18 protein-coding genes are annotated in these 24,522 nt (G+C 70.5%); 10 read left to right on the top strand and 8 right to left on the bottom strand.

The genetic code is table 11. From position 1 onward, the window contains the following. Both KF837_44440 and KF837_44445 read left to right on the top strand, forming a co-directional pair. Positions 1 to 779: FHA domain-containing protein (locus KF837_44440; GenBank protein MBX3234424.1), on the top strand; the 779-nt coding region annotated here is incomplete at its 5' end. Positions 780 to 781: 2 nt separating this feature from the next. Then, on the top strand, positions 782 to 1,186 hold the full coding sequence (locus KF837_44445) for a (deoxy)nucleoside triphosphate pyrophosphohydrolase (GenBank protein MBX3234425.1): 405 nt from the start codon (positions 782 to 784) through the stop codon (positions 1,184 to 1,186). A gap of 7 nt (positions 1,187 to 1,193) precedes the next feature. Here KF837_44445 and sppA read toward each other — a convergent pair whose 3' ends face one another. Further along, complete coding sequence (gene sppA / locus KF837_44450; GenBank protein MBX3234426.1) at positions 1,194 to 2,879, bottom strand: signal peptide peptidase SppA; 1,686 nt, start codon at positions 2,877 to 2,879, stop codon at positions 1,194 to 1,196. 47 nt (positions 2,880 to 2,926) lie between these two features. Between sppA and KF837_44455 the strand changes: the two genes are divergently transcribed. Further along, complete coding sequence (locus KF837_44455) at positions 2,927 to 3,493, top strand: Uma2 family endonuclease (GenBank protein MBX3234427.1); 567 nt, start codon at positions 2,927 to 2,929, stop codon at positions 3,491 to 3,493. 41 nt (positions 3,494 to 3,534) lie between these two features. Further along, on the top strand, positions 3,535 to 4,875 hold the full coding sequence (locus KF837_44460; protein MBX3234428.1) for an FAD-binding oxidoreductase: 1,341 nt from the start codon (positions 3,535 to 3,537) through the stop codon (positions 4,873 to 4,875). 111 nt (positions 4,876 to 4,986) lie between these two features. Here the strand turns inward: KF837_44460 and KF837_44465 are convergent, their stop codons facing one another. Together KF837_44465 and KF837_44470 are read right to left on the bottom strand one after the other, a co-directional pair. Then, positions 4,987 to 6,798: an alpha-amylase gene (locus tag KF837_44465; protein MBX3234429.1), complete on the bottom strand. Its 1,812-nt coding sequence runs from the start codon at positions 6,796 to 6,798 to the stop codon at positions 4,987 to 4,989. An 8-nt stretch (positions 6,799 to 6,806) separates the two neighbouring features. Continuing rightward, positions 6,807 to 8,408 (bottom strand): carbohydrate porin, encoded by a 1,602-nt coding sequence (locus KF837_44470; protein MBX3234430.1) that lies wholly within the window; start codon positions 8,406 to 8,408, stop codon positions 6,807 to 6,809. 125 nt (positions 8,409 to 8,533) lie between these two features. Here KF837_44470 and KF837_44475 point away from each other — a divergent pair, with 125 nt between their 5' ends. The 3 genes from KF837_44475 (at position 8,534) to KF837_44485 (ending at position 12,252) form a co-directional block, all read left to right on the top strand. Next, positions 8,534 to 9,187, top strand: a complete 654-nt coding sequence (locus KF837_44475; GenBank protein ID MBX3234431.1) for a hypothetical protein — start codon at positions 8,534 to 8,536, stop codon at positions 9,185 to 9,187. A 3-nt stretch (positions 9,188 to 9,190) separates the two neighbouring features. After that, on the top strand, positions 9,191 to 9,805 hold the full coding sequence (locus KF837_44480) for a hypothetical protein (protein ID MBX3234432.1): 615 nt from the start codon (positions 9,191 to 9,193) through the stop codon (positions 9,803 to 9,805). Between the two features lie 68 nt (positions 9,806 to 9,873). Next, entirely contained in the window at positions 9,874 to 12,252 is a 2,379-nt protein-coding gene (locus KF837_44485; GenBank protein MBX3234433.1) for a hypothetical protein, read from the top strand. A 106-nt stretch (positions 12,253 to 12,358) separates the two neighbouring features. Here the strand turns inward: KF837_44485 and KF837_44490 are convergent, their stop codons facing one another. Genes KF837_44490 through KF837_44500 form a run of 3 tightly spaced genes read right to left on the bottom strand, consistent with a single transcriptional unit; the run spans position 12,359 to position 15,826 of the window. Next, positions 12,359 to 13,345, bottom strand: coding sequence for a hypothetical protein (locus tag KF837_44490; GenBank protein MBX3234434.1), 987 nt, complete (start codon positions 13,343 to 13,345; stop codon positions 12,359 to 12,361). Beyond that, a complete protein-coding gene (locus KF837_44495; GenBank protein MBX3234435.1) occupies positions 13,342 to 13,773 on the bottom strand; it encodes a GreA/GreB family elongation factor in 432 nt (143 codons plus the stop codon). Before KF837_44495 ends, KF837_44490 begins: the two co-directional genes overlap by 4 nt. A 10-nt stretch (positions 13,774 to 13,783) precedes the next feature. Beyond that, positions 13,784 to 15,826, bottom strand: coding sequence for a hypothetical protein (locus KF837_44500; GenBank protein MBX3234436.1), 2,043 nt, complete (start codon positions 15,824 to 15,826; stop codon positions 13,784 to 13,786). A 245-nt stretch (positions 15,827 to 16,071) separates the two neighbouring features. Here KF837_44500 and KF837_44505 point away from each other — a divergent pair, with 245 nt between their 5' ends. Further along, positions 16,072 to 16,803, top strand: coding sequence for a hypothetical protein (locus KF837_44505; GenBank protein ID MBX3234437.1), 732 nt, complete (start codon positions 16,072 to 16,074; stop codon positions 16,801 to 16,803). Between the two features lie 1,032 nt (positions 16,804 to 17,835). Here the strand turns inward: KF837_44505 and KF837_44510 are convergent. Next, positions 17,836 to 18,696 (bottom strand): chemotaxis protein CheR, encoded by an 861-nt coding sequence (locus KF837_44510; GenBank protein MBX3234438.1) that lies wholly within the window; start codon positions 18,694 to 18,696, stop codon positions 17,836 to 17,838. An 18-nt stretch (positions 18,697 to 18,714) separates the two neighbouring features. Further along, on the bottom strand, positions 18,715 to 21,372 hold the full coding sequence (locus tag KF837_44515) for a hypothetical protein (protein MBX3234439.1): 2,658 nt from the start codon (positions 21,370 to 21,372) through the stop codon (positions 18,715 to 18,717). Positions 21,373 to 21,591: 219 nt separating this feature from the next. On the opposite strand from KF837_44515, the gene KF837_44520 reads away from it, so the two are divergent. Beyond that, positions 21,592 to 23,790, top strand: coding sequence for a DUF1343 domain-containing protein (locus KF837_44520; protein MBX3234440.1), 2,199 nt, complete (start codon positions 21,592 to 21,594; stop codon positions 23,788 to 23,790). Positions 23,791 to 24,061: 271 nt separating this feature from the next. Continuing rightward, positions 24,062 to 24,522: hypothetical protein (locus KF837_44525; GenBank protein MBX3234441.1), on the top strand; the 461-nt coding region annotated here is incomplete at its 3' end.

Below are 24,522 nucleotides of genomic sequence, written 5' to 3' on the forward strand. Positions count from 1 at the left end.
CCTCGGCGAGCGCCTCGATCGCGTGCCCGCAGTGCGGCCACGTCAACGCGCCGTCGAACCTCTTCTGCGGGTCCTGCGGCTTCCGCCTCGGCGGCGCGGCGGCGCCGGCGCCGAAGCCCTCCGGCTCCGCCGCCGCGGCCGCGAGCGGGCCGACCATCCACCTCACCGCGCTGCGCGCCGACGGCAGCGAGGCCGGCACCTACGCGCTCCCGGCCGGCACCGTCACCGTGGGTCGCGAGACCGGCAGCATCTTCGCCGGCGACAGCTACCTCTCCCCGCGCCACGCGACCTTCAAGCAGTCGGGCGGACGCTACACGGTGAAGGACGAGGCCTCGCTCAACGGCGTCTACAAGAAGCTCGTTCGCGACGTCCCCGTCGAGCTCCGCCCGAACGAGATGTTCCGCATCGGGCAGGAGATCATCAAGTACGAGCCGCTCCAGAAGGAGACCCCGGGCGCGGACGGCGTCGAGCGCCTCGGCTCGCCCTCGAAGGGCTACGTCGGTCGCATCGCGCTCGTCATCGGGCGCGACGTCACCGGCAACGCGTTCCCGATCCCGGAGACGGGTGTGCACCTCGGCCGCGAGCGCGGCGACGTGCTCTTCCCCGAAGACGGCTACGTCTCGGGCCTGCACTGCCGCCTCTCGTGGGAGGGCGGCCGCCTCATGCTGACCGACCTCGGGAGCTCCAACGGCTCGTTCCTCCGCCTGCGCGAAGAGACGGACATCAAGAGCGGCGACGTCCTCTTGATGGGCCAGCAGCTGTTCCGCGTGGCGGTCTGAGGATGGCGGCCGGGGGGACGCCGAAGACGATCCGCGTCGTCGCGGCGGTCCTCGAGCGCGACGGCAAGTACCTCATCACGCAGCGCCGCGCGACCGCGGTACTCCCGCTCATGTGGGAGTTCCCGGGCGGTCGCGTCGAGGCGGACGAGACCGATCAGCAAGCGCTCGAGCGCGAGCTCCGGCATCGCCTCGGCGCGTCGATCGCGGTCGGGAAGCTGATCTCCTTCGTCAGCCACCCGTACGAGCACTACGTCGTCGACCTCTTCCTCTACGAGTGCACGCTCACGTCCGAGTCGCTCGAAGCGCTCGCGGTGAACGCGTACAAATGGGTCGCGAGCGGCGACTTCGATCAGTACCCGTTCACGCCCGCCGACGAGGCAAGCATGAACAAGCTGCTCGGCGTCTGAGCGCGCCTCACGTCTCGACGATCGGCCCGAGCGCGAGGACGCGTTCGCCCGCGAGCTCGAGGAGGACGCGCTCGCGCGGAGGGAGGAGCGCGGCGAGCGCGGCGGCGGCGGCCTTCGGCGGATCGAGGACCGGCACCGCGCGCTGGGGCGTCGTCGCGAGGACGACCTCGGCCTCGTCGCGGACCGACGCGTCGAGGAGCTCCCGCAGCTCCGCGACCGCGACGTCGAAGCCGCCGAGGACGTCCACGAGCTTCGCCGCGTGCGCGTCGGTCCCGGTGTAGACGCGGCCGCGCGCGCGCTGCTCCACCTCCGGCTCCGGCAGCGAGCGGCCCACCGCGACCACGCCGACGAACGCGCGGTACGTCGCGTCGAGCTCCTTCGTGAGCGCGGCGCGGTCGTCGTCGTCGAGCGGCCCCACCGCCGAGAGGAGCGACGCGCGCGCGCCGCGCGAGACCTTCTCCTCCGTCACCCCGAGCTTCGCGAAGAGGCCGTCGAGCGAGAGGCGCGCCGCGACGACGCCGATCGAGCCGGTGATCGTCGTCGGCTGCGCGACGATGCGCTTCGCCGGCGCGGCGACGTAGTAGCCGCCGCTCGCGGCGACGTTCGCCATGCAGCAGACGACCGGCTTCTCGCGCGCGAGCTGCACGATCTCGTGGTGCATCCGATCCGAGGCGAGCGCGCTCCCGCCGGGAGAGTCGACGTGGAGGATCACGCCGCGGACGCGCTGATCCTTCCGCGCCGCGCGCACCATCCGCCCCACCCGCTCGTCGGTCGAGAGCGCGCCGAACGCCCCCGCCACGTGCGTGATCGGGCCGTGGATCGGGATGACCGCGATCGCGGAGGCGCGCCCGAGGCGGCGAACGAGCGGGCGCTTCACGCGCGCGAGGTAGCCGCCCGCGTCGACGAGGTCGGTCACGCGCGCGAGCCCCAACTTCACCGGCACCTCGTCGTCGTAGGCGAGGTCGTCGGCGAGGCCGGCGTCCACCGCCGCGCGCCCGAAATAGGGCGCCTCGTCGATCATCGCGACCGCCCGCTCGCGCGAGACGCCGCGGCCCTCCGCGATCGCCTCGGCGAGGGCGTCGTGGAACGACTCGACGATGCGCTCGAGCTGCGCGCGCTGCTGCGGGCTCATCGAGTCGCGGACGAGCGACTCGCCGGCCGACTTGAACTCGCCGCACGCGAAGACCTGCGGCTCGATCCCCGCCTTGTCGAGCGCGCTCTTCACGTAGACGGAGCCGGAGCGGAACCCGAGCGGCATGAGGTGCGTGGTCGGCCCGAGAAACACCTTGCTCGCGGCGCTCGCGACGTAGACCTCCTTGCTCCCGCCGCCCATCGGGAGGTGGACGGCGACCTCCTTCCCCGCCGCCCGCGCGCGCGCGAGGATCGCGCGGAGCGACGCCGCCGCGCCCATCCCCGCGCCGAGCGAGCGGATCGTGACGAGGAGCCCCTTCACGCGATCGTCGGCGCTCATCGCGCGGACGGCCTCGTCGAGGCGATGGAGCGAGACCGCCTTCTGCGCGCGGACCTGGAGCAGGCGCTTCCAGGAGCGCTCGGGCGCGACGAGGTCGACGACGGGCCCGTCGATCGTCACGCCGAGCCACGTCCCGGGCCGAACGGCGCGCCCGCGCTGGAGGAGACGCAGCGGCAGGAGCAGGAGATCGAGGAGGAGACCGAGCAAGCGGAGGACGACCATCGCCCCGCCACCTTACCGCGCGGAGAGGGACCGGCTACTCTCCCGGAGTGGAGCCCGCACGAAAGCGCGCGACAATCGAGGATCTCCTCGCGTTGCCGGACGATGCGCGGGCCGAGCTCATCGAAGGCGCCATCGTCCATCTGCCGCCGCCGCTCCCCGAGCACGGCCGCGCGCAGCGCACGATCGGACGATACGTCGGCGGCCCGTTCGACGACGATCACGGACGCGGTGGGCCCGGCGGTTGGTGGATTCTGCCGGAGGTCGAGGTCGAGCTCGCGGGAAGGATCGTCCGTCCGGACGCGAGCGGATGGCGCCGCGAGCGACTTCCTTCTCCGTGGGGAATGCGGCCCATCCGTGTCGTGCCCGACTGGATCTGCGAGGCCCTCTCGCCGTCGAACGAAGGGCACGATCGCGTGTACAAGGCCAACCTCTACGCCGGCGCGGGCGTCGCGTTCTACTGGATCATGAGCCCCTCCGAGCGGGTCGTCGAAGCGCTCGAGCTACGCGACGGAAGCTGGTTCCGGCTCGGCGCATGGACCGCGGGCGAGACCGCGCGCGTTGGTCCGTTCGACGCCATCGAGCTCGACATCGAGCGTCTGTTCCCGCCCATGTGAGGCGCGGATACCGGGTATCATCTCGGCGCTGTGAGTCTCCCATGACGACCCTCGCCGGCTGGGGCGCGAACGTGCGCTCCGAATGCGTCTACAAGGAGCCGGAGACACCGGAGCAGCTCGCCGCGATGATCGACCGGGACGGGACGATCGCGCGCGGGCTAGGGCGGAGCTACGGCGACGCCGCGCTCAACGCGGGCAAGCTCGTGCTCGGGACGCGGATGATGAACCGGCTCGTCGGGTTCGATCCCGAGACCGGCGTCCTCGCGTGCGAGGGCGGCGTCAGCCTCGCGGAGATCATCCGCGTCTTCGGGCCGCGCGGCTGGTTCCCGATGATCACGCCGGGGACCAAGTTCGTCACCGTCGGCGGCTGCATCGCGAACGACATCCACGGCAAGGCGCACCACGCGCAGGGCTCCTTTTCGAGCTGCGTCGACGCGATGACGGTGCTCCTCGCGAGCGGCGAGGTCGTGACCGCGAGCCGGACCGAGAACGCCGATCTCTTCTGGGCCTCGTTCGGCGGGATGGGCCTCCTCGGCGTCGTGCTCACGGCGACGATCCGCCTCCGCCGCATCGAGACCACGTACTTCCGGCAGAAGAAGATCATCGCGTACGACCTCGAGGGGATGATGGACGCCCTCGACGAGAACGATCACGCGTTCCCCTACTCCGTCGCGACGCTCGACATCATGGGGACCGGGACGCGGCTCGGCGGCGGCGTCCTCGTGGTGGGCGACCACGCGACGCGGGAGGAGCTGCCGGAGGAGCTCGCCGGCGCGCCGCTCTTGCTCTCCCCGTCGAAGCCGAAGCTCGGGGTCCCGTTCGAGATGCCGGAGATCGCGCTCAACCGCGCGAGCATCGCCGTCGTCAACGAGCTGATCCTGTTCATCCAACGGAAGCCGGGCGCTTATGCCCATTACGAGAACTTCTTTTATCCCCTCGACATGATCGCGGACTGGTACCGCGGATACGGCCACAGCGGCTTTACGCAGTACCAATTCGTGATTCCGTTCGCCGACGCGAAGAAGAAGATGCGCCAGCTCCTCGAGGTCATCCTCTCCGCCGGCGAGCTGCCGTTCCTCAACATCCTGAAGCGCATGGGCAAGGAGAGCGGCGGCCTCCTCTCCTTCCCGCGCGAGGGCTACACCTTCGCGATCGATTTCCCGATCCGCCCCGGCACCGTCGCGCTGCTGCGGAAGCTCGACGCGATGATCCTCGACGCGGGCGGCCGCATCTACCTCGGCAAAGACTCTTACGTCGAGGCGGACACCTTCCGCGCGATGTACCCCCGCCTCGACGAGTGGCTCGCGCTCAAAGCCAAGTACGACCCGAAGAACGTCTTCACCTCGGACCTGGGCCGCCGCGTCGGCCTCGTCCCCGGCTAGCGTCAGCGCGAACGGGAGCGCGAGCGCCGCACGGCGGGCTTGCTCGGCCGATCGCCCTTTGCGCGGACCTTGTTTCGAACTACCAGGCGGCCAAAGAGGCGGGCCAAGCTCTCAGCGGGCGGCGGGGACGAGGATGCGGGCGCGCTGCTTGGCGACGGTGATGCGGAGCTCGCCGGAGGGCGGGACGGTGAACGTCGCCTGATCGGGGTCGAGGACGTCGATGAGCGAGGTGTTCGCTGCGGTCGTCGTCATCACGACGCCCTCGTTCGAGGTCGAGCTGTCCTTGCGGTCGTTCGTGTTGAGGACGACGAGCGCGTACTCGTCGCCGACCTCGCCGCCGGTGCGCTCGTAGGCGAAGATGCCGGCGTCCTCTTCGGCGCCGGTGTGGCTGCTCGCCCAGACGATGTTCGTGTCGCCGCGGCGGAGCGCGGGGTACTGCTGGCGGATGCGCGCGAGCTTGGCGAAGTGGCGGAACGTGTCGTTGCTCCGGTTGAAGCCGGTGTTCCAGAGCACCTCGCGGTTCGCGGGATCGTTGCCGCCCGCGAACTCCTGCTCCGTGCCGTAGTACATGCACGGGATCCCCTCCTCCGTCATGAGGAGCGTGAGCGCGTTGCGGAGGGCGTCCTTGTTGCCTTGCGCCTCGAAGAGGAAGCGCGCGACGTCGTGGTTGTCCATGAAGTTCACGAGCGCGCGGGCGGGGGAGACGCCGATGCCGTCCACCTGCGGCTCGTCGTTGTAGCGCTCGCGCCGCGCCTCCCAGAGCGCCTTGATCTTCTCGGTGCCCTGCTGCTTCATCGCGTCGTGCGCGTACATGAAGACGTCGCGGAATACCTGGTAGTGCTGCGAGAAGTAAAAGACGCTGTCGAGCATCCCCGGCTTCACGTAGCGGCTCAGGATCTCCTCGTTGCCGTCGAAGGCCTCGCCGAACATGAGGAAGTTCCGTTTGTTCTGCGGCTTGAGGCGCGCGCGGACCTTGCCCGCGAACTCGGTCCAGAAGTCCTCCTCGACGTGCTTCACCGTGTCGATGCGGAAGCCGTCGAGGTCGAGGAGCTCGACCCAGCGCGTGTACTTGTCAATCAGCTCCGCCCGGACCTCCGGGTCCTCCGTCGCCACGTCCTTGAGGCCGCCGGGGAAGTCGCCGAGCTCGGTCTGCTTCCGCTCCTCGTAATTGATGATTCGTCCGAATCCGTGATACGCGCGCGCGGTCCCGAGGATGCCCGCCGGCGGCACGCGGTTGATCTCCGGCATCTGAAAGAAGATGAGCGGCGCGCGCCCCGCCGGCCCGAGCGACGTGAACGCCTGCACGCCCTTCGGGTCCCAGTCCGGATCGTATTCGGTAATGCGCGAGAGCGGGGTCTTGCTCGACACGACCGGGAGCTCGCCGCTGCCGCCGATGTAGATGTCGGGATTCCCGTTCAGGTTCGTGTCGTAATAAAAGAGCTGCCCCATGTGATTCGTGACGATGTCGAGCACGATCTTGAGGCCTTGATCGTGCGCCATCGCGATCATCCGCCGGAGCTCGCTGACGTCGCCGAAGTGGGGATTGACCTGGGTGAGGTCCTGCGCCCAATAACCGTGATACGAGTCGACGTCGGCGTCGGTCTCGACGTTCTTCACGATGGGGGAAATCCAGAGCGTGGTGACGCCCAGCTCTTTGATGTAGTCGAGGTGCTCGGCCATGCCGCGCCAGTCGCCGCCCTGGAACCGCGCGAGCGCGCCGGGCCGGACCATGTAGTCGTTGTTGACGTCGCCGTTGGCGAAGCGGTCGATGAGGACCTGGTAGATGACCTCGTCGCGCCAGTCGCCCACGTGGGTGCCGAGCGTCGGCTGCGCGTGCTCGTCCGAGACCGAGACGCAGCCCGTCTCCGGCACGACGGCGGCGCCGAGGACGAGCATTCCGAGAGCGAGGACCTTGGACTTCATGATCGGTCTCACGGATACGAAGAGGAGTTGAACCACCACTCGGCGCCGAGGCCGATGAAGTGCTCGACGCTGCGCTGCGAGAACGGGTCCTCGATCGCGTACAGCGCGCGCGCCCCGGCGCTGCGGAGGCTCGCGTTGTAGAGGAGGCGGATCTGCGGGCGCTTGAACGTACCTTTCCCCGACGGCGAAAAGTACGGAATGATGCCGGCCTTGAGCACGGACGCGGTGAGCGGCCCGTCGCCGTTCGGGTCCTGGATCGCGATCCGCCGCGCCTGGTAGCTGCCCTCGACCGAGATGCCGAAGTAGTCGCCGAGGAAGACGCTCGGGCGGAGCACGACGACACCTTCGTCGTACTTCTGGGTGGAGGTCTCGGCCGGGCCGGCGTCGCGGAAGAAGCGAACATAGGCGGCGCCGGTGAACGCGACGAGGTCGTTCTCCCAGTTGCCGGAGAGCGCGACCTGCGTCTCGCTCGCGCCGCTCACGCTCCGATCGAGCTCGAACGTGATCGGCGCCGCGAGCGGATCGTAGGCCGCGATGCCGCGCGCATAACGCATCACGAGCGAAGCGTACGTGTCGCGCTTGCCGGCGAAGTAGGTGAGCTGGGAGCCGAGGAGGAAACCGAAGTCGCCGGGGAGGCCGCGATCGCGCTGCGTGAGCGGATCGCGGAGGACGCCGGCGGCGACCTGATGGAGCTCGCCGTAGAGGACGACCTTGAAGCCGGCGGGTCCGCCGCCCGGGCGGACGAAGTGCGTCACCTTCCCCGTCTCGATCGTGCGCGGGCGATCGAGCTTCGTGACGTCGACGGTGCCGAAACCGAACGGCGCGACGACCGGCACCTGCTGGAACTGGTACGGGTTGTCGAGCCGCTGCTGTCCGACGTGGCCCTGCAGGATCGTCTCCTGCGAGCCGTCGGCCGACTTGTAGACCGGTCCGCCGACGCCGCCGCCGATCGTGTTCTGGTTGTCGAGCGGCCACCAGTTCAGGAGGTAGATGTCGTCGCCGCGGTACATGCGCGAGCCGGCCCACAGCGTGAGCTTGTCGTAGGTGCCCTGCGCGTAGAGGTTGCGGACGCCGATGCTGTTGGCCGGGTTGCCCGTGAAGTGGAAGAACGGCGGGAAGAGCGCGAGCGTCGCGACGATGCGCGTCTTGACGCGAGGGTTGAACGTGTCCTCGCGGCGCAGCTCGAGCTCGCCGTAGCTGCCTTCGTCGACGATGCGGGGGCCGAACGCGACGATGTTCGTGCCGCGTCCGGTGCTGCCGCGGAGATCGCTCGCCGCCCAGACGCGGCCGTAGGACCCGAACACGAAGCCCCCCTCGTGGCTGGAGGGCGGCTCCTCCAGCGTGCCGCGGACGGGCTGGTTTCCGCGCGCGAGCGCGGGCGACGACGTCGCGCCCGGGATCGACGGCGCGCTCGTGTCGGACGTGATGGGTCCGTCGCTCGCGGGCGCGGGCTTCGGTCCGTCGCTCGCGGGCGCGGACGCGGGCGCGGGCTTCGGCTCCTGGACCTCCGGCTCCGCCGGCGCCTCGCGCTTCGGCGCGCGCCCCTGCGCGCTCGCGAGGCTCGGCGTCGCGAGGACGAGCGCAACGGCGAGCAGGATCCGAGGCCGCACGGGGTCCGCACCTAGCACGGGTGCGGAGGGCGGTCCCGAAAAAGGTGACTCAGACCTGCGTGACGCAGGTCGAATCGCTGGCCATTCGGTAGGCGATAGGCCTCCGCAGGCGTAAAATCTCCGTCGTGAGACGCCTCCACGGGTCTTTCTTCATGCTTTTCCTCCTCGCGCTCGCGGCGTGTGCGCCGCCGGACGACGTGGGCACGCGTCCGCTCTCGTCGCGCAAGGGCAACGACGACCGCGCGTCGGACGAGATCGTCGAGGAGCGGAAGGAGAAGGAGGAGGCGCCGTCGACGACGGAGCCCGTCGTGAACGAGCCGGTCGAGACGGCCCCGGGCGGGATGGCGACGACGTACGCGGGGACGCTCGACGCGACGCCCACCGTGCGGTTCGGCGGACAGGGCACCGGCGGCAACTTCTGCAACTACGACGTCACGCTGAAGAACGTCGCGATCGAGGTCACGGTGCTGCCGAGCGGTCAGGTCATCGCCGCGACGGTGCGGGACACGATGATCGAGGCGAGCGTGCCGCCGTGCACCTACTCTCCGGCGCCGCCGTCGGACCAGACGTTTTCGTTCACGACGATGACGGAGACCAGCGCGGGCGAGAGCCAGCTCGCGTTCAAGGGCGCGGCGGGCAACCGGCCCGCGACGTCGCTCGTCGTCGACCTCAAGAAGGTCGGCGGCTCCTACGAGGCGTCGGCGACGTGGCATCGCACCGACCAGCCCGATCCGCTCGACTGGACGGTGAAGACGAAGATCACGCTCGGGCCGCGTTGACCCGTGCTGCGCCGCGCGCTCCTCCTCGTCACGCTCGCGCTGCTCGCGCCGGCCTGCGGAGCGTCCGACGACGAAGGCGTGAAGCCGCTCTCCACGCGGAACGGCACGTCGTCGTCGTCGTCATCGTCCGGCGGCAGCGACGACGACGACGACAGCGTCCTGCCGGAGCTCGACGCGGGCTCCCCGGACACGGGGTCGGGCCCCAGCGAGCAGGCCTCGAACTTCCGCGGCATCCTCTCCGCGACGCCGACGGTGCCGTTCGGCGGCGTCGCCCCGCACTGCAGCTACGACGTGACGATGCGGAACGTCGAGATGGAGCTCGTCATCACGCCGTCCGGCTCGGTGATCAGCGGCAGCGCGAAGAACGACATGGTCGAGCGGCTCGTCGGCACGTGCATGTACGCGCCCCTCGGCTCGAAGCCGCAGACCTTCGCCCTCGCGCAGGTGAACGGCCCGGACCTCACCTTCCGCGGCAGCGGCGGCCCGCGCACCGAGCTCCGCGCGACCCTCACGAAGACCGGCGCGTCCTGGGAAGCCGCCGTCACCTGGGAGCGCCTCGACCAGACCGCCGACCTGAAATGGGTCGTAAAGTCGAAGCTCACGCTCGGCCCGAGATGAAAAGAGACGCGGAAAAAGCGTCGCGGCGGCTTGCTCGTCACTCATGCCTGAGGTACGTGAACGCCGCCGTGAAGCTGTCGCTCGTCGTTCCATTCATGCTCTTGGGATCAGGGGTCCTCGCCGCGGCCTGCTCGTCGTCGGACGGGGACGGGCCGAACGCGGAGCCCGACGGCGGGGTCATCGGCGGCAAGAAGGGCGGCGTCGTCGTGCAGCCGGAGGGTGGCACGCCGGGGCCCAACGGCAAGGTCGAGAGCGACATCGTGTTCGCCGACGGCGCGAAGTTCGCGGCGCGGCCGTGCGGGACGACGATCCGGTACGAGGGGCCCGGCAACGACGTGAAGATCGCGGGCGAGTTCACGTCGCCGCCGTGGGCCGAAGGCGCGCAGGCGCTCACGAAGACGGGCAGCGCGTTCGAGATCACGATCGCGCCGAGCGCGACGGCCGCGCCGGGGCAGGTCTACGGCTACAAGCTGATCGTCGACGGCAACTGGCACATCGACCCGGCCAACAAGTACCGCAAGATCGTCGGCGGACAGATGAACTCGGGGCTCGTGCTGCCGGCGTGCGAGGCCGGGCCCGAGCTCCGCTCCGGCAAGGTCGCGATCGACGGCGGCACGATGAAGGTCCGCGTCGACGTGCTCGGCGCGTCGGACAAGGAGCCCGTCGATCGCGTGAAGGCGAGCTTCGACGGCGCGCCCGTCGCCGACGCGAACGTCGTCGCGATCGACGCCGAGAACGGCGCGATCGAGCTCGAGTACAAGGCGCTCGCCAAGGGCAAGCACACGCTGTCGCTCCGCGCGCTCGACAAGAAGGAGCGCGAGTCCGAGCCGATCGATCTCCCCTTCTGGGTCGAGGACGAGGTCTTCGACTACCAGGACGGGGTCATGTACATGATCCTGCTCGACCGCTTCGCCAACGGCGAGAAGGCGAACGACGCGCCGGTCGCGAGCGGCGTGCACTACGACGCGGACTGGCACGGCGGCGACCTCCAGGGCGCGACGAAGGTGCTCGAGAGCGGCTACTTCGAGAAGCTCGGCGTCCGCACGATCTGGCTCTCTCCGACCAACGAGCAGACGAGCAAGTGGCACTACGGCGACGGCGGTCAGCTCTTCAGCGCGTACCACGGCTACTGGCCGGTGAAGGCGCGCTCGGTCGAGCCTCGCTTCGGCGGGAACGACGCGCTCAAGAAGTTCGTCACCGCCGCGCACGCGCGCGGCATCCGCGTGCTGCTCGATCTCATCAACAACCAGATCCACGAGGACCACGAGTACTTCAAGGACCACCCGGACTGGTTCCGCACCGCGTGCCAGTGCGGCACGCCCGGCTGCGGCTGGAGCGAGAAGCCGTTCGAGTGCCTCTTCCAGCCGTACCTCCCCGACATCGACTGGAACCAGCCCGGCTCGGAGAAGCAGTTCATCGCCGACGCGGTGAACTGGATCGCGGCGTACGACCTCGACGGCTTCCGCGTCGACGCGGTCAAGCACGTCGAGGCGAACAGCGTTTACAACATGCGCGCCGAGCTCGCGCGCCGCTTCGAGCAGGGCGGCGCTCGCGTCTTCATGGTCGGCGAGATCGCGGTCGGCGGCGGCGACAGCGGCACCTTCTTCGGTGAGAGCTTCTCGAGCGGCTACGACTGGATCAACGCGTACACCGGCCCGCAGGCGCTCGACGGCCAGTTCGACTTCCCGACCCGTCACTGGATGGCGGACGGCCTCCTCCGCGGCGACAAACCGCTCAACGAGATCGAGGACGCGATCCGGCACGGCGAGAACACGTACGTGAAGGGCAACCGCAACGTGCGGTTCCTCAACGGCCACGACAACGATCGCATCGCGAGCGTCGCGGCGATGGACCCGAAGCTCGGCTGCCGCTGGGCCGAGGGCTGCCGCGACGGCGACCTCCCTCCCCTCGCGTACACCGACCCGCAGGTCTACGTCCGCCTCAAGCGCGCGCTCACGGTGCTCTATTCGATCCCGGGCGTGCCGTACCTGTACCAGGGCGACGAGGTCGCGTTCGGCGGCGGCGGCGATCCCGACATGCGTCGCAACATGCTCTTCGACGGCGCGGGCGACGACCTCGTCGCGCTCGAGATGGCGCGTCCCGGCTCGCAGCCCCCGGTGCTCACGGCCGCGCAGCAGGACCTCCGCGCATGGACGCAGAAGCTCGGCGCCGCGCGCACCGGCTCACGCGCGCTCCGCCGCGGCGACCGCAAGACGCTCCTCAGCACGAGCGACCTCTGGGTCTACGCGTACCAGTCGGGTCCGAAGGAGATCGCCGTCGTCGCGATCAACCGCGGCGCCGCCGTGAGCGCTCGCCCCGTCGACCTGAACCAGCTCGACCTCGCCGGCGTCGCCTCCTGGACGAGCGCCCTCGGCACCGGCTCGTTCTCGACCAGCGGCACCCTCACCCTCGGCCCAGGCGAAGCCGCCATCTTCACCGCCAAGTAGCACTCGAACACCAAGTAGCGCTCGAACACGGGGCCCCAGAAGCGGCCGCGAATGCGGGCGCGAAGCGCCCCGAGCGCGCAGCGCGAGGGCCGCGAAGCCCCTGACGTTAATAAACCAGGACGTCGAGCTCGCCGGAGTCGACCTCGACCCAGTAGATCGCCCCCGCGACGGCGGCGATGCCGGAGGGGCGGCTTTGGTCGGGGCTCTTCACGAGCGACTCCGGCGCGCCGCCGGCGATCGGGACGCGCAGCACCTCCTCGCCGCCCTGGCGCGCGATGAAGGCGTCGGCGCCGAGGACGCTGACCGCGACGGGGCCGCCGCCTTCGAGGAGCGTCGTCCGCTCGCCGGTGCCGTCGTCGTTCACCGCGATGACGGCGTCGCTCTCGCCGTCGCTCCCGACGTAGATCCTGCCGTCGAGCCAGTCGATCTCCTCGGCGCGGTCGTACGAGAACAGGAGCTCCGGTCCGCCGGTGTTCGGGTACGTCATGCGGTACACGCCGCCGCCCGCGTTCGGGCTGGTGTAGCGCGTGTAATAGAGGTGCGTCGGCGAGAGCGCGACGCCGAGGATGTTCGGCGCGCCGACGACGAGCGCCGCGCTCCCGCCGCTCCGCGGCCAGCGACGGATCGAGCTCGTGGTGCCCTCGGCGAAGAACACGTCGGTCTCGGTCGCGTGCACGTAGGTGGCGTGGAGATCGGCGACGACGGTGCGGCGGTTCGTGCCGTCGAGGTCGAGCTCGACGAGGCCGCCAGCGTGACCGACGTAGACCTTGCCGCCGGCGACGCTCACGCCGAGCGGACCGTCGAAGTCGCGCGCGATCACGCTCACTCCGCACGTCCCGTTCGTGCACGCGCCGCCGAGGCAGTCGCGCCCGCACGCGCCGCAGTTCTTCGGATCGCTATCGGTGGGGAGATCGCAGACGGGCGGAGACGCGCCGTCGGGGATAGGGCCGGCGTCATCGAGCGACGGAGGACCGGCGTCGCCCGCGTCGGGGGCGGGCGAGCTCGCCGCGGGGCCGCCGGTGAGATCGCCGGTGTCGATCGTGAGCGAGCACGCCGCGAGGAGCGCGGCCCCGGCGAAGAGCGCGCGCGTCACGGCGGTGGGGTCTCCGGCGCGACGAGCGCGACGACCTCGAGCTCGGTGCGGCCGCGTGGGAGCGCGACCTCGCGCGTGTCGCCGACGCGCGCGCCGAGGAGCGCACGACCGAGCGGCCCATCGACGCTGCACCCTTCGCCGAGGAGCGCGCGCTCCGCCGCCGACACGAGGCGGTACTCGTGCTCGTGCTCTTGCTCGTCGCGCACGCGGACGACGACGCCGAGGAGCGCTCGATCGGGCGCGTCGATCGGCGGCACGATCTCCGCGAGCGCGAGCGCCTCGCGGACGCGCTCGTCGTCCGAGCGACGGAGCTTCGCGGCGCCGAAGGCGGTGAGACGAAACGGGCCCGTCGGGACCGCGAGCATCGTCGAGCTCGGCGGCTTCGCGAAGCCCGCGTCGTCGTCTTCCTTCGTGAACGCCTTGCTCACTCCATGGAGCTTACTCGCCGTAGAGGGCGAGCGCGGTGCGAACGTAGGCCGCCTCGCTCCAGACCAGCGGGACCGCGCTGAGCCACACCTGGTGCTCCTCGTCGAACTGCTCGCCGAGGGTGAGCGCGTCGGTCGCGTGCGCCTGCGCCGTCATCACGTCGAAGAGCGCGACCGCCTTGGCGCGATCGCCGCGCGCGAGGCGGTGGAGCGCGAGCCACGCCGACGCGACCGGCCAGGGCTGACCGCCGTAGTAAGCGTCGCCTTCGTAGCGACGCACCGAGCCGCCGGGCGTGCCGAGGCGCGAAGCGACGAGGTCGCCGACCTTCGCGACGCGCGGATCGTCGTCGGCGAAGACCTCGAAGCCGCCCTTGCCGAGCGCGAGGTTCGCGATCTCGAGACGCTCGTCGATCTGCTCGCGCCCGAAGAAGTCCTTCTTGGCGCCGCGCGCGAAGAAGCCGCCGCGCGCGACGAGGCGCTCGCCCATCGCCTTCTTGATGACCTCTGCACGCGCGTCGTAGCGAGCGCCGTCCTTGCCGAGCGCGCGCGCGATGCGGGCCGCACCTTCGAGGCCGGCGACGGCGGAGCCGTTCGCGTAGGTCCAGCTCGAGCCGGTCTCGAGCTCCCAAAGATCGCGCGACGGAAGGACGAGGCCACCCTCGGAGATCGTGACGAGGTGGTTCGCGGCGCGCTCGATCGCGGGCCAGCGCGCGGCGGCCCACGCCGTGTCGTTCGTCGCTTCGAGGACGCGCTCGACGCCCCACGGGAGCATGCCGGGTTGATCGTTCTCGTTGCCGTCGCGACCGAAGTCGAAGAACGCGCGGCTCGCGTCGGGGAGGTAGTTGATCGCGAAGCTGCCGTCCGGCTTCTGGAGCTTCTCGAGGAGCTCGAAGAACTCCTTCGCCTCGGGGACGAACCCGGCCTCGAGCATGTCGACCGCCGTCTTCGCTCCGTCGCGCGGCCACACCAGCTTGTAGACGGGGCTCGTGAGGGTGGAGGCCGCGACGAACGCGCCGTTGTCGACGCGGTGCTGCAGGATCGTGATGAGCGCGCGGCGGTAGACCTCGCGCGCGTCCTCGGGGAGGCGCGCGGGGTACGTCGCGCGCGCGAGCTCGGCCGCCCATCGCGCGGCGTCTTCTCGCTGCGCCGCCGGGAACGAGGTCGCGGCGCGCGCTTCGCGGAGCGCGGTCGCCTCGTCGGCGCCCATGCCGATCGCGTACGTGATCGCGCCCGACTCGCCGGGTCCGAGCGCCGGCAGCCGATGCACCATCACGCCGTTGACGCCGCCGAGCCCGGCGTCCTCGGTCTTGCGGCACGGCGCGAGCTTCAGGTCGTCCTCGGCCGCCATGCGCGCGTCGCGCTCGTCGCCGAACGGGATCAACACGTGGCCGCAATGGGCGATGGTGGGCGCGCGATCGGCGACGGTGGCGACCGCCGCGCGCGCGCCCTCGTCGGACTGGAGGAGCGCGCCGGACGCGGCGTCGTAGCGGAGGCGATCGCCCTGCGGAAAGTTGCCGATCGCGTAGTAGGCGTAGAACGCGAGGTCGACGTCCTCGAGCCGGCCGCGGCCGGTGTTCTTCACCGTGACGCGACGCACGTGCGCGTCGTTCTTCGGCCGCACGACGTCCTCGATCGTGATCGCAACGCCGTCCTTCGCGAGCTCGGTGACAACGAGCCCGGTGTCGGGGACGATGCGTTGCCCGGTGAGCGCGAGGTCGTGGGCCCAGCGGAGCTTCTGCCCGCGCGTCTTGATCCCGACGTACGAGTCCCAGAGGTTGTCGGCGGCGTAGTGCGGCCAGTACAGCTCGACGAGCGCGCCGGCCTTGGCGCCGCGCCCGTCCCCCATCCCGCGCGTCACGTTCTCGCCGGCCGCGCGCGAGACGACGGACATGAGCGATCCGTTCCCGAGCTGCGAAAAGTTCGGCGGGTTCCCCATCGTCGCGGAGAGGGGCTCCCAGGAGACCTGATCGGCGCTCGCGGCCGCCTCCTCTTCCGCCGCAGCGGAGGAGCAAGCGACGAGCCCAAGCATCGCGGCGACAGCAAGGCGACGAGACATGATCGGGGGTGATCAGCATGAGGTATGCCGATGTAGGACAACCCTTTGCCCCAAGAATTGCGCAGGATTTCGCGTGATCGATTCGTTCGCCGGTGGATCTTTACGGTGACAATGTGGGGCACTGTAACCCCACCGAGGGAGGTGCCGGGCGCCACCGTGGAGCCCGCCCTCGGAGGCCGCGCCTGCAGGAGCGACCTCCCTCCGGGTTACCTTGATTCGTCCATAAATAATGCTATGCTGAATGAATGAAGCAGCTCGCGCTCGAAGGTGTCGAGGGACGGCGCCGGAAGCGGCGGCCTCGAGGGGCGCCGCGCCTCGGGCGGCCGCCGCGGCCGGAGCGCGTCGGGATGCTGCCGCATGTCGCGCGGCCCGAGCATGTCGAGGGTCACCCCGTGCACGTGTCGATGAAGCGTGTGCGGCTCGGCCCGAACCTGCGAGCGCAGCGCGTGCACCTGGCGATCGTCGAGCAGATCGCTCGCGCGGTGAAGCGCGGGGTCAAGGTCGTGCACTACTCCATCCAGGAGGACCACCTGCACCTGATGGTGGAGGGCGCGAGCAAGCAGGACCTCGCGCGCGGGCTGAAGCTCCTGTTCTCGCGCATCGCCTTCGCGGTGAACCGCGTCGCGCGGCGTCACGGCAGCCTCTTCCGCGAGCGCCATCATCGCCGCGCGTTGACGACGCCCACCGAGGTCCGCAACGCGCTCGTCTACATCCTCTTCAACGCGCGCAAGCACGCCCTCGCAGACGGCAGCTACCGCGCGGCGTTCTTCCGTTTCCTCGACGACAAGAGCTCTGCCCCCTGGTTCGAGGGATGGCACGCGTCGTTCGCGCCGTACCCACGCATCATCGAGCGCGCTCGCGAGCACTGGCCAGGCAAAGCTCCGATTCACCCTCCAACGACATGGCTCGCGGCAAAGGGCTGGCAACGCGCCGGCGGCCCCCTCCGCTTCGACGCCCTCCCACGCCTGCAGCACTGAGCGACGACGCGCCTCGCCACCGGCCCGGCACGCGACGACGACCCTCCGCTTCAACGCCCTCACGCGACGGCGTCCCCTCGCCGCCATCGGCCGGCACGCGACGACGACCCTCCGCTTCAACGCCCTCACGCGACGGCGTGCCTCGCAGCCATCGGCCGGCACGCGACGGTGGCCCTCCGCTTCAGCGCCCTCGCCGCACGGCCGGCACGCGACGCCGGCCCCTCCGCTTCGACGCCCTCCCGCACCAGCACTGAGCGACGACGCGCCTCACCACCGGCCGGCCGCGACGGTACCTCCGCTTCGACGCCCTCCCGCACCTGCAGCACTGAGCGACGACGCGCCTCACCACCGGCCGGCACGTGACGGCGGCACCTGCAGCACTGAGCGACGTGCCTCGCCGCCATCAGCCGGCACACGCCGGGCGGCCCCTCCCCTTCAACTTCAACGCCTTCCCGCGCCTGCAACACTGAGCGACGACGTGCCTCGCCGCCATCGGCCGGCACGCGACGGCGGCACCTCCGCTTCGACGCCCTCCCGGGCTTGCAGCACCGAGCCCCCGCCGGGCAGGAGAGGAAAGGAGAGTACGCGCTACGGCACTGAACCCCGCGCACGTTGGACCGGAAAGGAAGGTGCTACGCGATGGCGGCTATGAGCCGCTCACGTTGGACTGGAAAGGAAGGTGCTACGCGACGGCGGCTATGAGCACGCGCTCGTTGGACTGGAAGGAAGGGCGGGCGCGACGGAGCCTGCAACGGTGGGTCTGCGCCGCAAGGCTGCTCCCTGATAGCGGGCGGTTCGTATGAAGGGCGGGGAGCGTTCGTGAGGCGGGGGTGGGGGCGCGCGGGGGGGGGAAGCTTCGGCGTGATGTTGCCGCGAGGCGTTGCGAACGGCTGATCCTCACAGCGCCCCTGACCAAAGGCGTAGCGAAAGGCCGGCTACTCGTGCTGGCCTAAAAAATCCTCCTCGAGTGGCGACGACCTTTTGGACGAGAAGCTCCCGGCGCTACGACACGGTCGACTCGGAAGGAGCGGCTTACGGGCCCGGACGCGATTCGCCTTTGCCGAGGATGAGGAGGCCGCCGGGGACGAGCGGGAGGCGATCGAGGAAGGCGCGCTGCGAGGGCTCGTCGAAGTACGTGAAGACGGCGTTGCGGCAGAGGACGAGGTCCTGCGGCGCGGGAGGGACGAACGTGCGGAGGTCGCGCGCCTCGAAGTGGACGCCCGCGCGGAGGTCGGCGCGGAGGCGCAGCTCGGCGACGGCGGGCTCGGCGACGGCGGACGCGGCGACGGCGGACGCGGCGACGGCGGACGCGGCGACGGCGGACGCGGCGACGGCGGACGCGGCGACGGCGGGCTCGAAGGCGCGGGCGGGCTCGAAGGCGTGGGCGCGGAGATCGGGCGGGAGCTCGCGCAGGCTGCTCGCCGGGTATACCGCGGCGCGCGCGCGGCGGAGGACGGTGGCGTCGCGGTCGGTCGCGAGGAGCGAGAGCGTGACGTCCGGGAAGCGCGCGGCGAGCTCGAGGTGCCAGAGGATCGCGATCGTGTAGGCCTCTTCGCCGGAGGCGCAGCCGGCGCTCCATACCCGGAGCGTGCCGCGTGCGCGGGCGGCCTCGGCGAGGCGCGGCAGGTGCGTGTGGCGGAGCGCGTCGAAGACCGGGGCGTCGCGATAGAAGCGCGAGATGGTGACGAAGCAGAGCGCGTCGAGGCGCGTGAGCTCCGCCGGATCGGCCTCGATGCGCGCGCGGTACTCGTCCGCCGTCGCGACGCCGAGCTCCGCGGCGCGCGCGATGATGCGGCGGCAGACCTGGCGGCGGAGGTCCTTGAAGCCGCGCCAGCGAAGACCGAGGCGCGGGAGCGCCCACGTGAGCAGCGCGACGCACTCGCGATCGTTCACCGTGCGCTGCGGCTGCGGCTACGGGACGAGCGAGAGCAGCTTGATCTCGCGGAGATCGACCTTGAAGAAGACGCCCGCCTTGCCGCCGGTGCCGCCGGTGTACACCGCGAAGTGCTCGAACGCGGACATGTTCGTGCTCTTGGCGTCGTGGGAGAAGCGGACCTTGTACGTCTTCCCGGTGGTGAGGTTCGCGCGGACGAACGAGGACTCGCCCCACGAGGCCCAGTCTCCGCGCTGCGGCATCATCATGTAGCCGGAGCCCACCACGCCGCCGCCGGGCTGCTCCTCCACCGTGACGCGCTTCACCGCGCACGTGATGCCGGTGCTGATCGGGCCCGCGCCGTTCGCGTAGACCGCCTGCACGAGGTGCGCGCCCGAGCGCGTCGCGGTGAACGTCGCGGCGAGCTCGTCCTCCGCGTCGCCCCAGTCGGTCGTGTGGCCGTCGACGACGGTGCCGCCGGTGACGGTCACGTCGCGGGTGCCCACGTACTTCGACGTGATGCGGTTCTGCGGGTTCGAGCTCCAGAAGCACGCCGGCTTCGCGTGCTGGGAGAGGTTGCCGCTCGAGCCGAAGCGCGTCTCGATCGTGTAGCAGTGGCTCGGGGTGGCGTCGCCGTTCGTGTCCTGGTCCTTCCACGTCTTCGTGAAGGCGCCGAGGCCGGTGGCGACGCGCGCGCCGTCGCGGTAGACGCTCCACGTGATCTCGGCCGGCACCTCGTTCGCGAAGTCGGCGTTCACGACGACCTTGCCGCCGTCGAGCGTGAGCGACGCGATCGACGGCGTGCGCGGCGCGTAGATCGAGCGGTAGTCGGAGACGTCGCCGATCACCTTGAGCGCGGCGGGAGGCGCGGTCGGGAGCGCGAAGTCGACCTCGACGAGGTTCCGCTCCTTGAGGCGGGAGTCGGCGATGAAGCCGCCCTCCTCGGGGGGGACGCTGTTGAAGCGGATGTCCTCGATCACGTACGCGCCGCCGGCGGACACCTGCGCGTCGTCGGGGAGGTTCAGGACGACGCTGAGCTTCTTGCCGCGGACGACGACGTCGTTCAGCGCGATCTTCTTCGCGTTCGGGAACATCGCGCGGAGGCCGCGGGTGAGGAACGGCTGCACGCGGACGCCGCCCTTCTCGAGCGAGACGCCGAAGAGCGAGCCGTTCACCATCCCGATGTAGCCGGCGACGCTCCAGACCTGACGCTGCGAGTTGACGACCGGGCCCGAGTACGCGCCGTCCTCGACCCAGTGCGTGCCGGTGACGACCTCGAGGTTCTCCATGTTGGAGAGGTTCAGCGCCGCGCCACGGACGAGCGACTTGATGCCCTCCTCGAACGCGCGCTCGTTGCCGACCTTCTTCGCCGCCTTGACCCAGTACGCGGTGACGAAGGGCCAGATCGCGCGGTTGTGATAGATCGGCGTCTCCTTCTGCTGCGGGAAGACCACCGGCGGGCCCTTCGACAGCGTCGGGTAGCTCGCGATCGCCTGCTTCGCCTCGTCGGGCGACGTCGCGTCGAAGAGCACCGCGAGGGAGGTGCCGAGCAGATCGAAGCGCCGCACCGGCGACGGATCGAGCTGCGTCGTGATGTAGGTCGAGAGCTGCTTGTCTTCGGGGAGCCAGAAGCGTGTGCGGATCGCGGCGCGGAGCGCCTTCGCGCGATCCTGCATCGTCGTCGCGGCCTCTGCGTCGCCGGTCTCCTCCGCGAGCTCCGCGGCGAGATCGAGGAGCGAGAGGTGGCCGACGTTCGTGCCGAGCGCCTTGCTCATCCCGATGTGGACGAGGTCGGGGTTCGCCCAGCCGGGGTACGTCTGCTCGCGCCAGTCGAGGAAGGACTGCTCGCCGCGGTAGAGGCCGTCGCTCTCGTCGAAGACCGTCGCGCGGTCGTGCGCGATCGTGTTCTTCGCCGCCTCGAGCGCGTCGTCGCGGAACTTCGTGCGCGCGTCGCCGGTGAGGTGCTGCAGCACCTCGCGCGCGCCGATCGACCAGACCGAGCGATCGGTCGAGACCGGGTAGCTGCCGCCGGTGCCGGTGTCCTGCACGATCTGCATGTCGGTGCCGTCGCGGCGCTTCGAGAGCTTGAACGCGAGCGAGTTGCGAGCGCGGATCGGATCGACCCACGCGAGCCCGAGGTCGACCGCGTAGGCGGTGTCGCGCGTCCAGACGTAGTTCCACTTGCGGCCCGTCTCGAAGCAGCCGCCCTCGCCGCACGCGGTCTCGGCGCCGTCGTTGAACGCGTAGTCCTTGATCGCGGAGACGGAGCACTCCTGCGCCTCCTCGAGCGCGAGCTGGTAGAGGGCGTCGAAGAGCGGGCTCGTCGTCTGGAGGCTCGGCCGCCCCTCCTCCGCGAACGTCCGCGCGCCCTCGGGGACGTTGTCCTTCCGCGGCGCGGTGCTGTCGACGGTGAAGGTGCGCTTGCAGCCGGCGCCCTCCGCCGTCGCGGTCGCCTGGCCCGACTCGTCGGCGAGCGTCTTCGCCTCCTCCGCGATCTCCCCCTCCGCGACGACGCACTCGGGCGCGGTGAACGGAGGATCGTTGAAGCCGCCGTCGGGCAGCTTGCCGCCGGGAGGCACGACGCCGCTGCTCGCGCCGTCGTTGTTCGCGCCCGAGCCCGAAGGATCGGAGCTGCACGCCATCCCCAACGCCACGATCGACGCCGCCCCGACCACCGACAGCATGAAGCGCTTCATTTGCGGCCAGCAAATAGCACGGCAGCGCACGAACGCCACTCAGCCCTGAGTTACGGATTTCCTGGCCGAGGCATGCGACACAGTAGAGAGGACGCCGTGTTTCGCAGGGCTTTTTGCGGATTTGCGCTCGCTGGCGTGCTTTTGTCGTGTTTTGCACGCGTGCCGCCGCCCGCGCCGGTGCCGCCTGCGATCACAGCGCCGCCGCCTCCTCCTCTAGTAGTGGCGGCACCAGCGCCCGTCGACGCAGGACCCGCCGAGCCGGCCTACGGGCCGGAGTGGGCCGCGCTCACCGCGCCGATCGAGGCCGCGATCGCGGCGGGCAAGCTGCCGGGCTGCGTCGTCGCGGTCGGGCGTCACGACGGGATCCTGTTCACGCGCGCGTACGGGTCGCGATCGCTGCTCCCGGAGAAGACGGTGATGACGGCGGACACCGTGTTCGATCTCGCGTCGCTGACGAAGCCGGTCGCGACCACGTCGTCGCTGATGGTCCTCGTCGATCGCGGCCAGGTCGATCTCGACGCCCGCGCCTCGACGTACGTGCCCGAGCTCGCGCGCCTCCCGCCGTTCACCGTGCGCCAGCTCCTCGTCCACACGAGCGGCCTCCCCGCGATCACGCCGCTCGCCGACTGGTCGCCCGATCGCTCGGACCTCATGCGGCGCATCGGAGCGCTCACGCTCAAGAACGCGCCCGGCACGACGTTCACGTACTCGGACGTCGGGTTCGTCGTGCTGCAGGAGATCGTCCAGCGCGTCAGCGGCAAGACGCTCATGGCCTTCGCCGCGGACGAGGTCTTCGCACCGCTCGGGATGAAGGAGACCGGGTTCCTTCCGCCTTCGGACCTGCGCGCGCGCACCGCGCCGACGGAGTGGCGCGACGGCGGCATCATCCAGGGCGACGTCCACGACCCGCGCGCGTTCGCGCTCGGCGGCATCTCCGGCAACGCCGGCGTGTTCTCCACCGCGCGCGATCTCTCCCGCATCGCGCGCGCGCTCCTCCAGCGCGGCGTGCTCGACGACAAGCGCGTGTTCGGCGCGAGCGTGATCGACCGCTTCCTCGCGCGCCAGGAGACGCCGAAGGGCGGGCGCGCGCTCGGGTGGGACCTCGACAGCTCGTTCGCGACGCACAAGAGCCCGCTCCTCTCGCCGCGCGCCTTCGGGCACGGCGGCTACACCGGGACCGCGCTGTGGATCGATCCCGACAAGGACCTCTTCGTCGTCTTCCTCTCGAACCGGGTCCACCCCGACGGCAAGGGCGCGGTGAACCCGCTCGTGCAGGAGGTCGCGTCGCTCGCGGTCGCGGCGGCGGAGACGAAGACCGGGATCGACGTCCTCCGCGCGGAGTCGTTCGCACGATTGCAGAATGCACGTGTCGCGGTGGTGACGAACGCGAGCGCGCGCGCGAAGGACGGGAGCGCCACCGTCGACGTGCTCCGAAACGGCGGCGTGAGCGTGCGCGCGATCTTCACGCCCGAGCACGGGATGGGCGGCGATCGCGAGGGCAAGATCGCGGACGAACGCTACGGCGGGATCCCGGTCTACAGCCTCTACGGCGAGCGCACGACGCCGGCGGCGGAGAGCCTCGACGGCGTCGACACGATCGTGTTCGACCTCCAGGACGTCGGGGTGCGCTTCTACACCTACGCCTCGACGATGAAGCGCGTGATGAAGGTCGCGGCCGAGCGGCACCTCCGCTTCGTCGTCCTCGATCGCCCGAACCCGATCGGCGGCGTGCTCGTGCAAGGACCCGTCCTCGCGGAGCCGAAGGGCTTCGTGAACCATCACGCGCTCCCGATCCGCCACGGCATGACGATGGGCGAGCTCGCGGGCCTCTTCGCCGCCGACGACAAGATCGACCTCCAGCCCGAGGTCGTGAAGATGATCGGGTGGCGCCGGCAGGACCCGTTCACGACGACGGGCCTCACGTGGACCGCGCCGTCGCCGAACCTCCGCTCGGTGAAGGCGGTGGAGCTCTACCCCGCGATCGGTCTCCTCGAGAGCACGAACGTGAGCGTCGGACGCGGGACCGACATGCCGTTCGAGATCGTCGCCGCGCCCTGGCTCGACGCAACCGCGGTCGTGCGCCGGCTCTCGAGCACGCCCGGCGTCGCCTTCGACGTCGCCGAGGTCACGCCGCGATCGAGCGTGCACGCGGGCAAGAAGTGCAAGGCCTTGAAGGTGCGCGTCACCGAGCCGGCGCGCTTCGAGCCGATCCGCACCGCGATCGCGATCGCGACCGCGCTCCACGAGGTCCACCCCGACGAGTGGACCTTCGACGACATGAACAACATGTTGCGCTGGCCCGCCGCGATGGACGGAATCCGACAGGGACACGACCCCGCCGAAATCGAGGCAACCTGGTCCCCCCAGCTCACCACCTTCAAGACCCGACGCGAAGCCTTCCTCCTCTACCCCCCCTAGCCCCTAGTCCAACCCGGGGCCCCAGAAGCGGCCGCGAAAGCGGGCGCGAAGCGCCCCGAGCGCTCCGCGCGAGGGCCGTGTCTGGGGTGGGGGTGTCGGGGGCGAAGCCCCTGACACTAGATGACACCTGGGCCTGGACCACTGACATCAACGTCGTGGCTGTGAAAGACTCTATACGTACGCGCGGGGGGAGCTCTTGCAACTGCCTGCAATCGCAGGTCACGGGGAGATGGCCGACTTGGCCCGAAGCATGCTTGCCGGATGCCGGCTCTTGAAACGAACGGTCCTTGTCGGGGTGGTGCTCGCGAGCGCCGTCCTCCTCGCGCGTCCGGCGGAAGCCGCGCCAGGAGGCGGGCGGGTGGCGGTGCTCGGCCCCGATCGGAGCGCGCTCGTCCCGCGCCTCCAGCGGAACTTCGCCGACACGCCGTCGCTGCTCGTGTCCGCGACGGTGACGACCTGCTCGCGCGACGTCGTCACGCGCCTCGTCTACGAGCTCGACGCCGACTCCGCGATCTGCACCGACGGCGACACGGTGACGGTCTGGCACACCGACGGCGAGATGCTCTCGCTCGTCGACGCGATCCCGATGCTCGGGGGCGACGATCGCTCGATCGAGCTCATCGCCGCGCGCGCGACCGCCGCGGCGCGGACGGGGCGCGCGGCCGCGAACCCGACGTCCTTCACGATCTCGAACGACGGGAGCATCGGGCCCTCGTCGCCGCCGCCCGCGAG

The sequence above is a fragment of the Labilithrix sp. genome (assembly GCA_019637155.1).
Lineage (GTDB): Bacteria > Myxococcota_A > Polyangia > Polyangiales > Polyangiaceae > Labilithrix.

Bases quoted from the DNA above. Each gene is read 5' to 3' on its own strand.
- KF837_44445 (MBX3234425.1), top strand. From the start codon at position 782: ATGGCGGCCGGGGGGACGCCGAAGACGATCCGCGTCGTCGCGGCGGTC.
- sppA (MBX3234426.1), bottom strand. From the start codon at position 2,879: ATGGTCGTCCTCCGCTTGCTCGGTCTCCTCCTCGATCTCCTGCTCCTG.
- KF837_44460 (MBX3234428.1), top strand. From the start codon at position 3,535: ATGACGACCCTCGCCGGCTGGGGCGCGAACGTGCGCTCCGAATGCGTC.
- KF837_44465 (MBX3234429.1), bottom strand. From the start codon at position 6,798: ATGAAGTCCAAGGTCCTCGCTCTCGGAATGCTCGTCCTCGGCGCCGCC.
- KF837_44500 (MBX3234436.1), bottom strand. From the start codon at position 15,826: ATGTCTCGTCGCCTTGCTGTCGCCGCGATGCTTGGGCTCGTCGCTTGC.
- KF837_44505 (MBX3234437.1), top strand. From the start codon at position 16,072: ATGAAGCAGCTCGCGCTCGAAGGTGTCGAGGGACGGCGCCGGAAGCGG.
- KF837_44515 (MBX3234439.1), bottom strand. From the start codon at position 21,372: ATGAAGCGCTTCATGCTGTCGGTGGTCGGGGCGGCGTCGATCGTGGCG.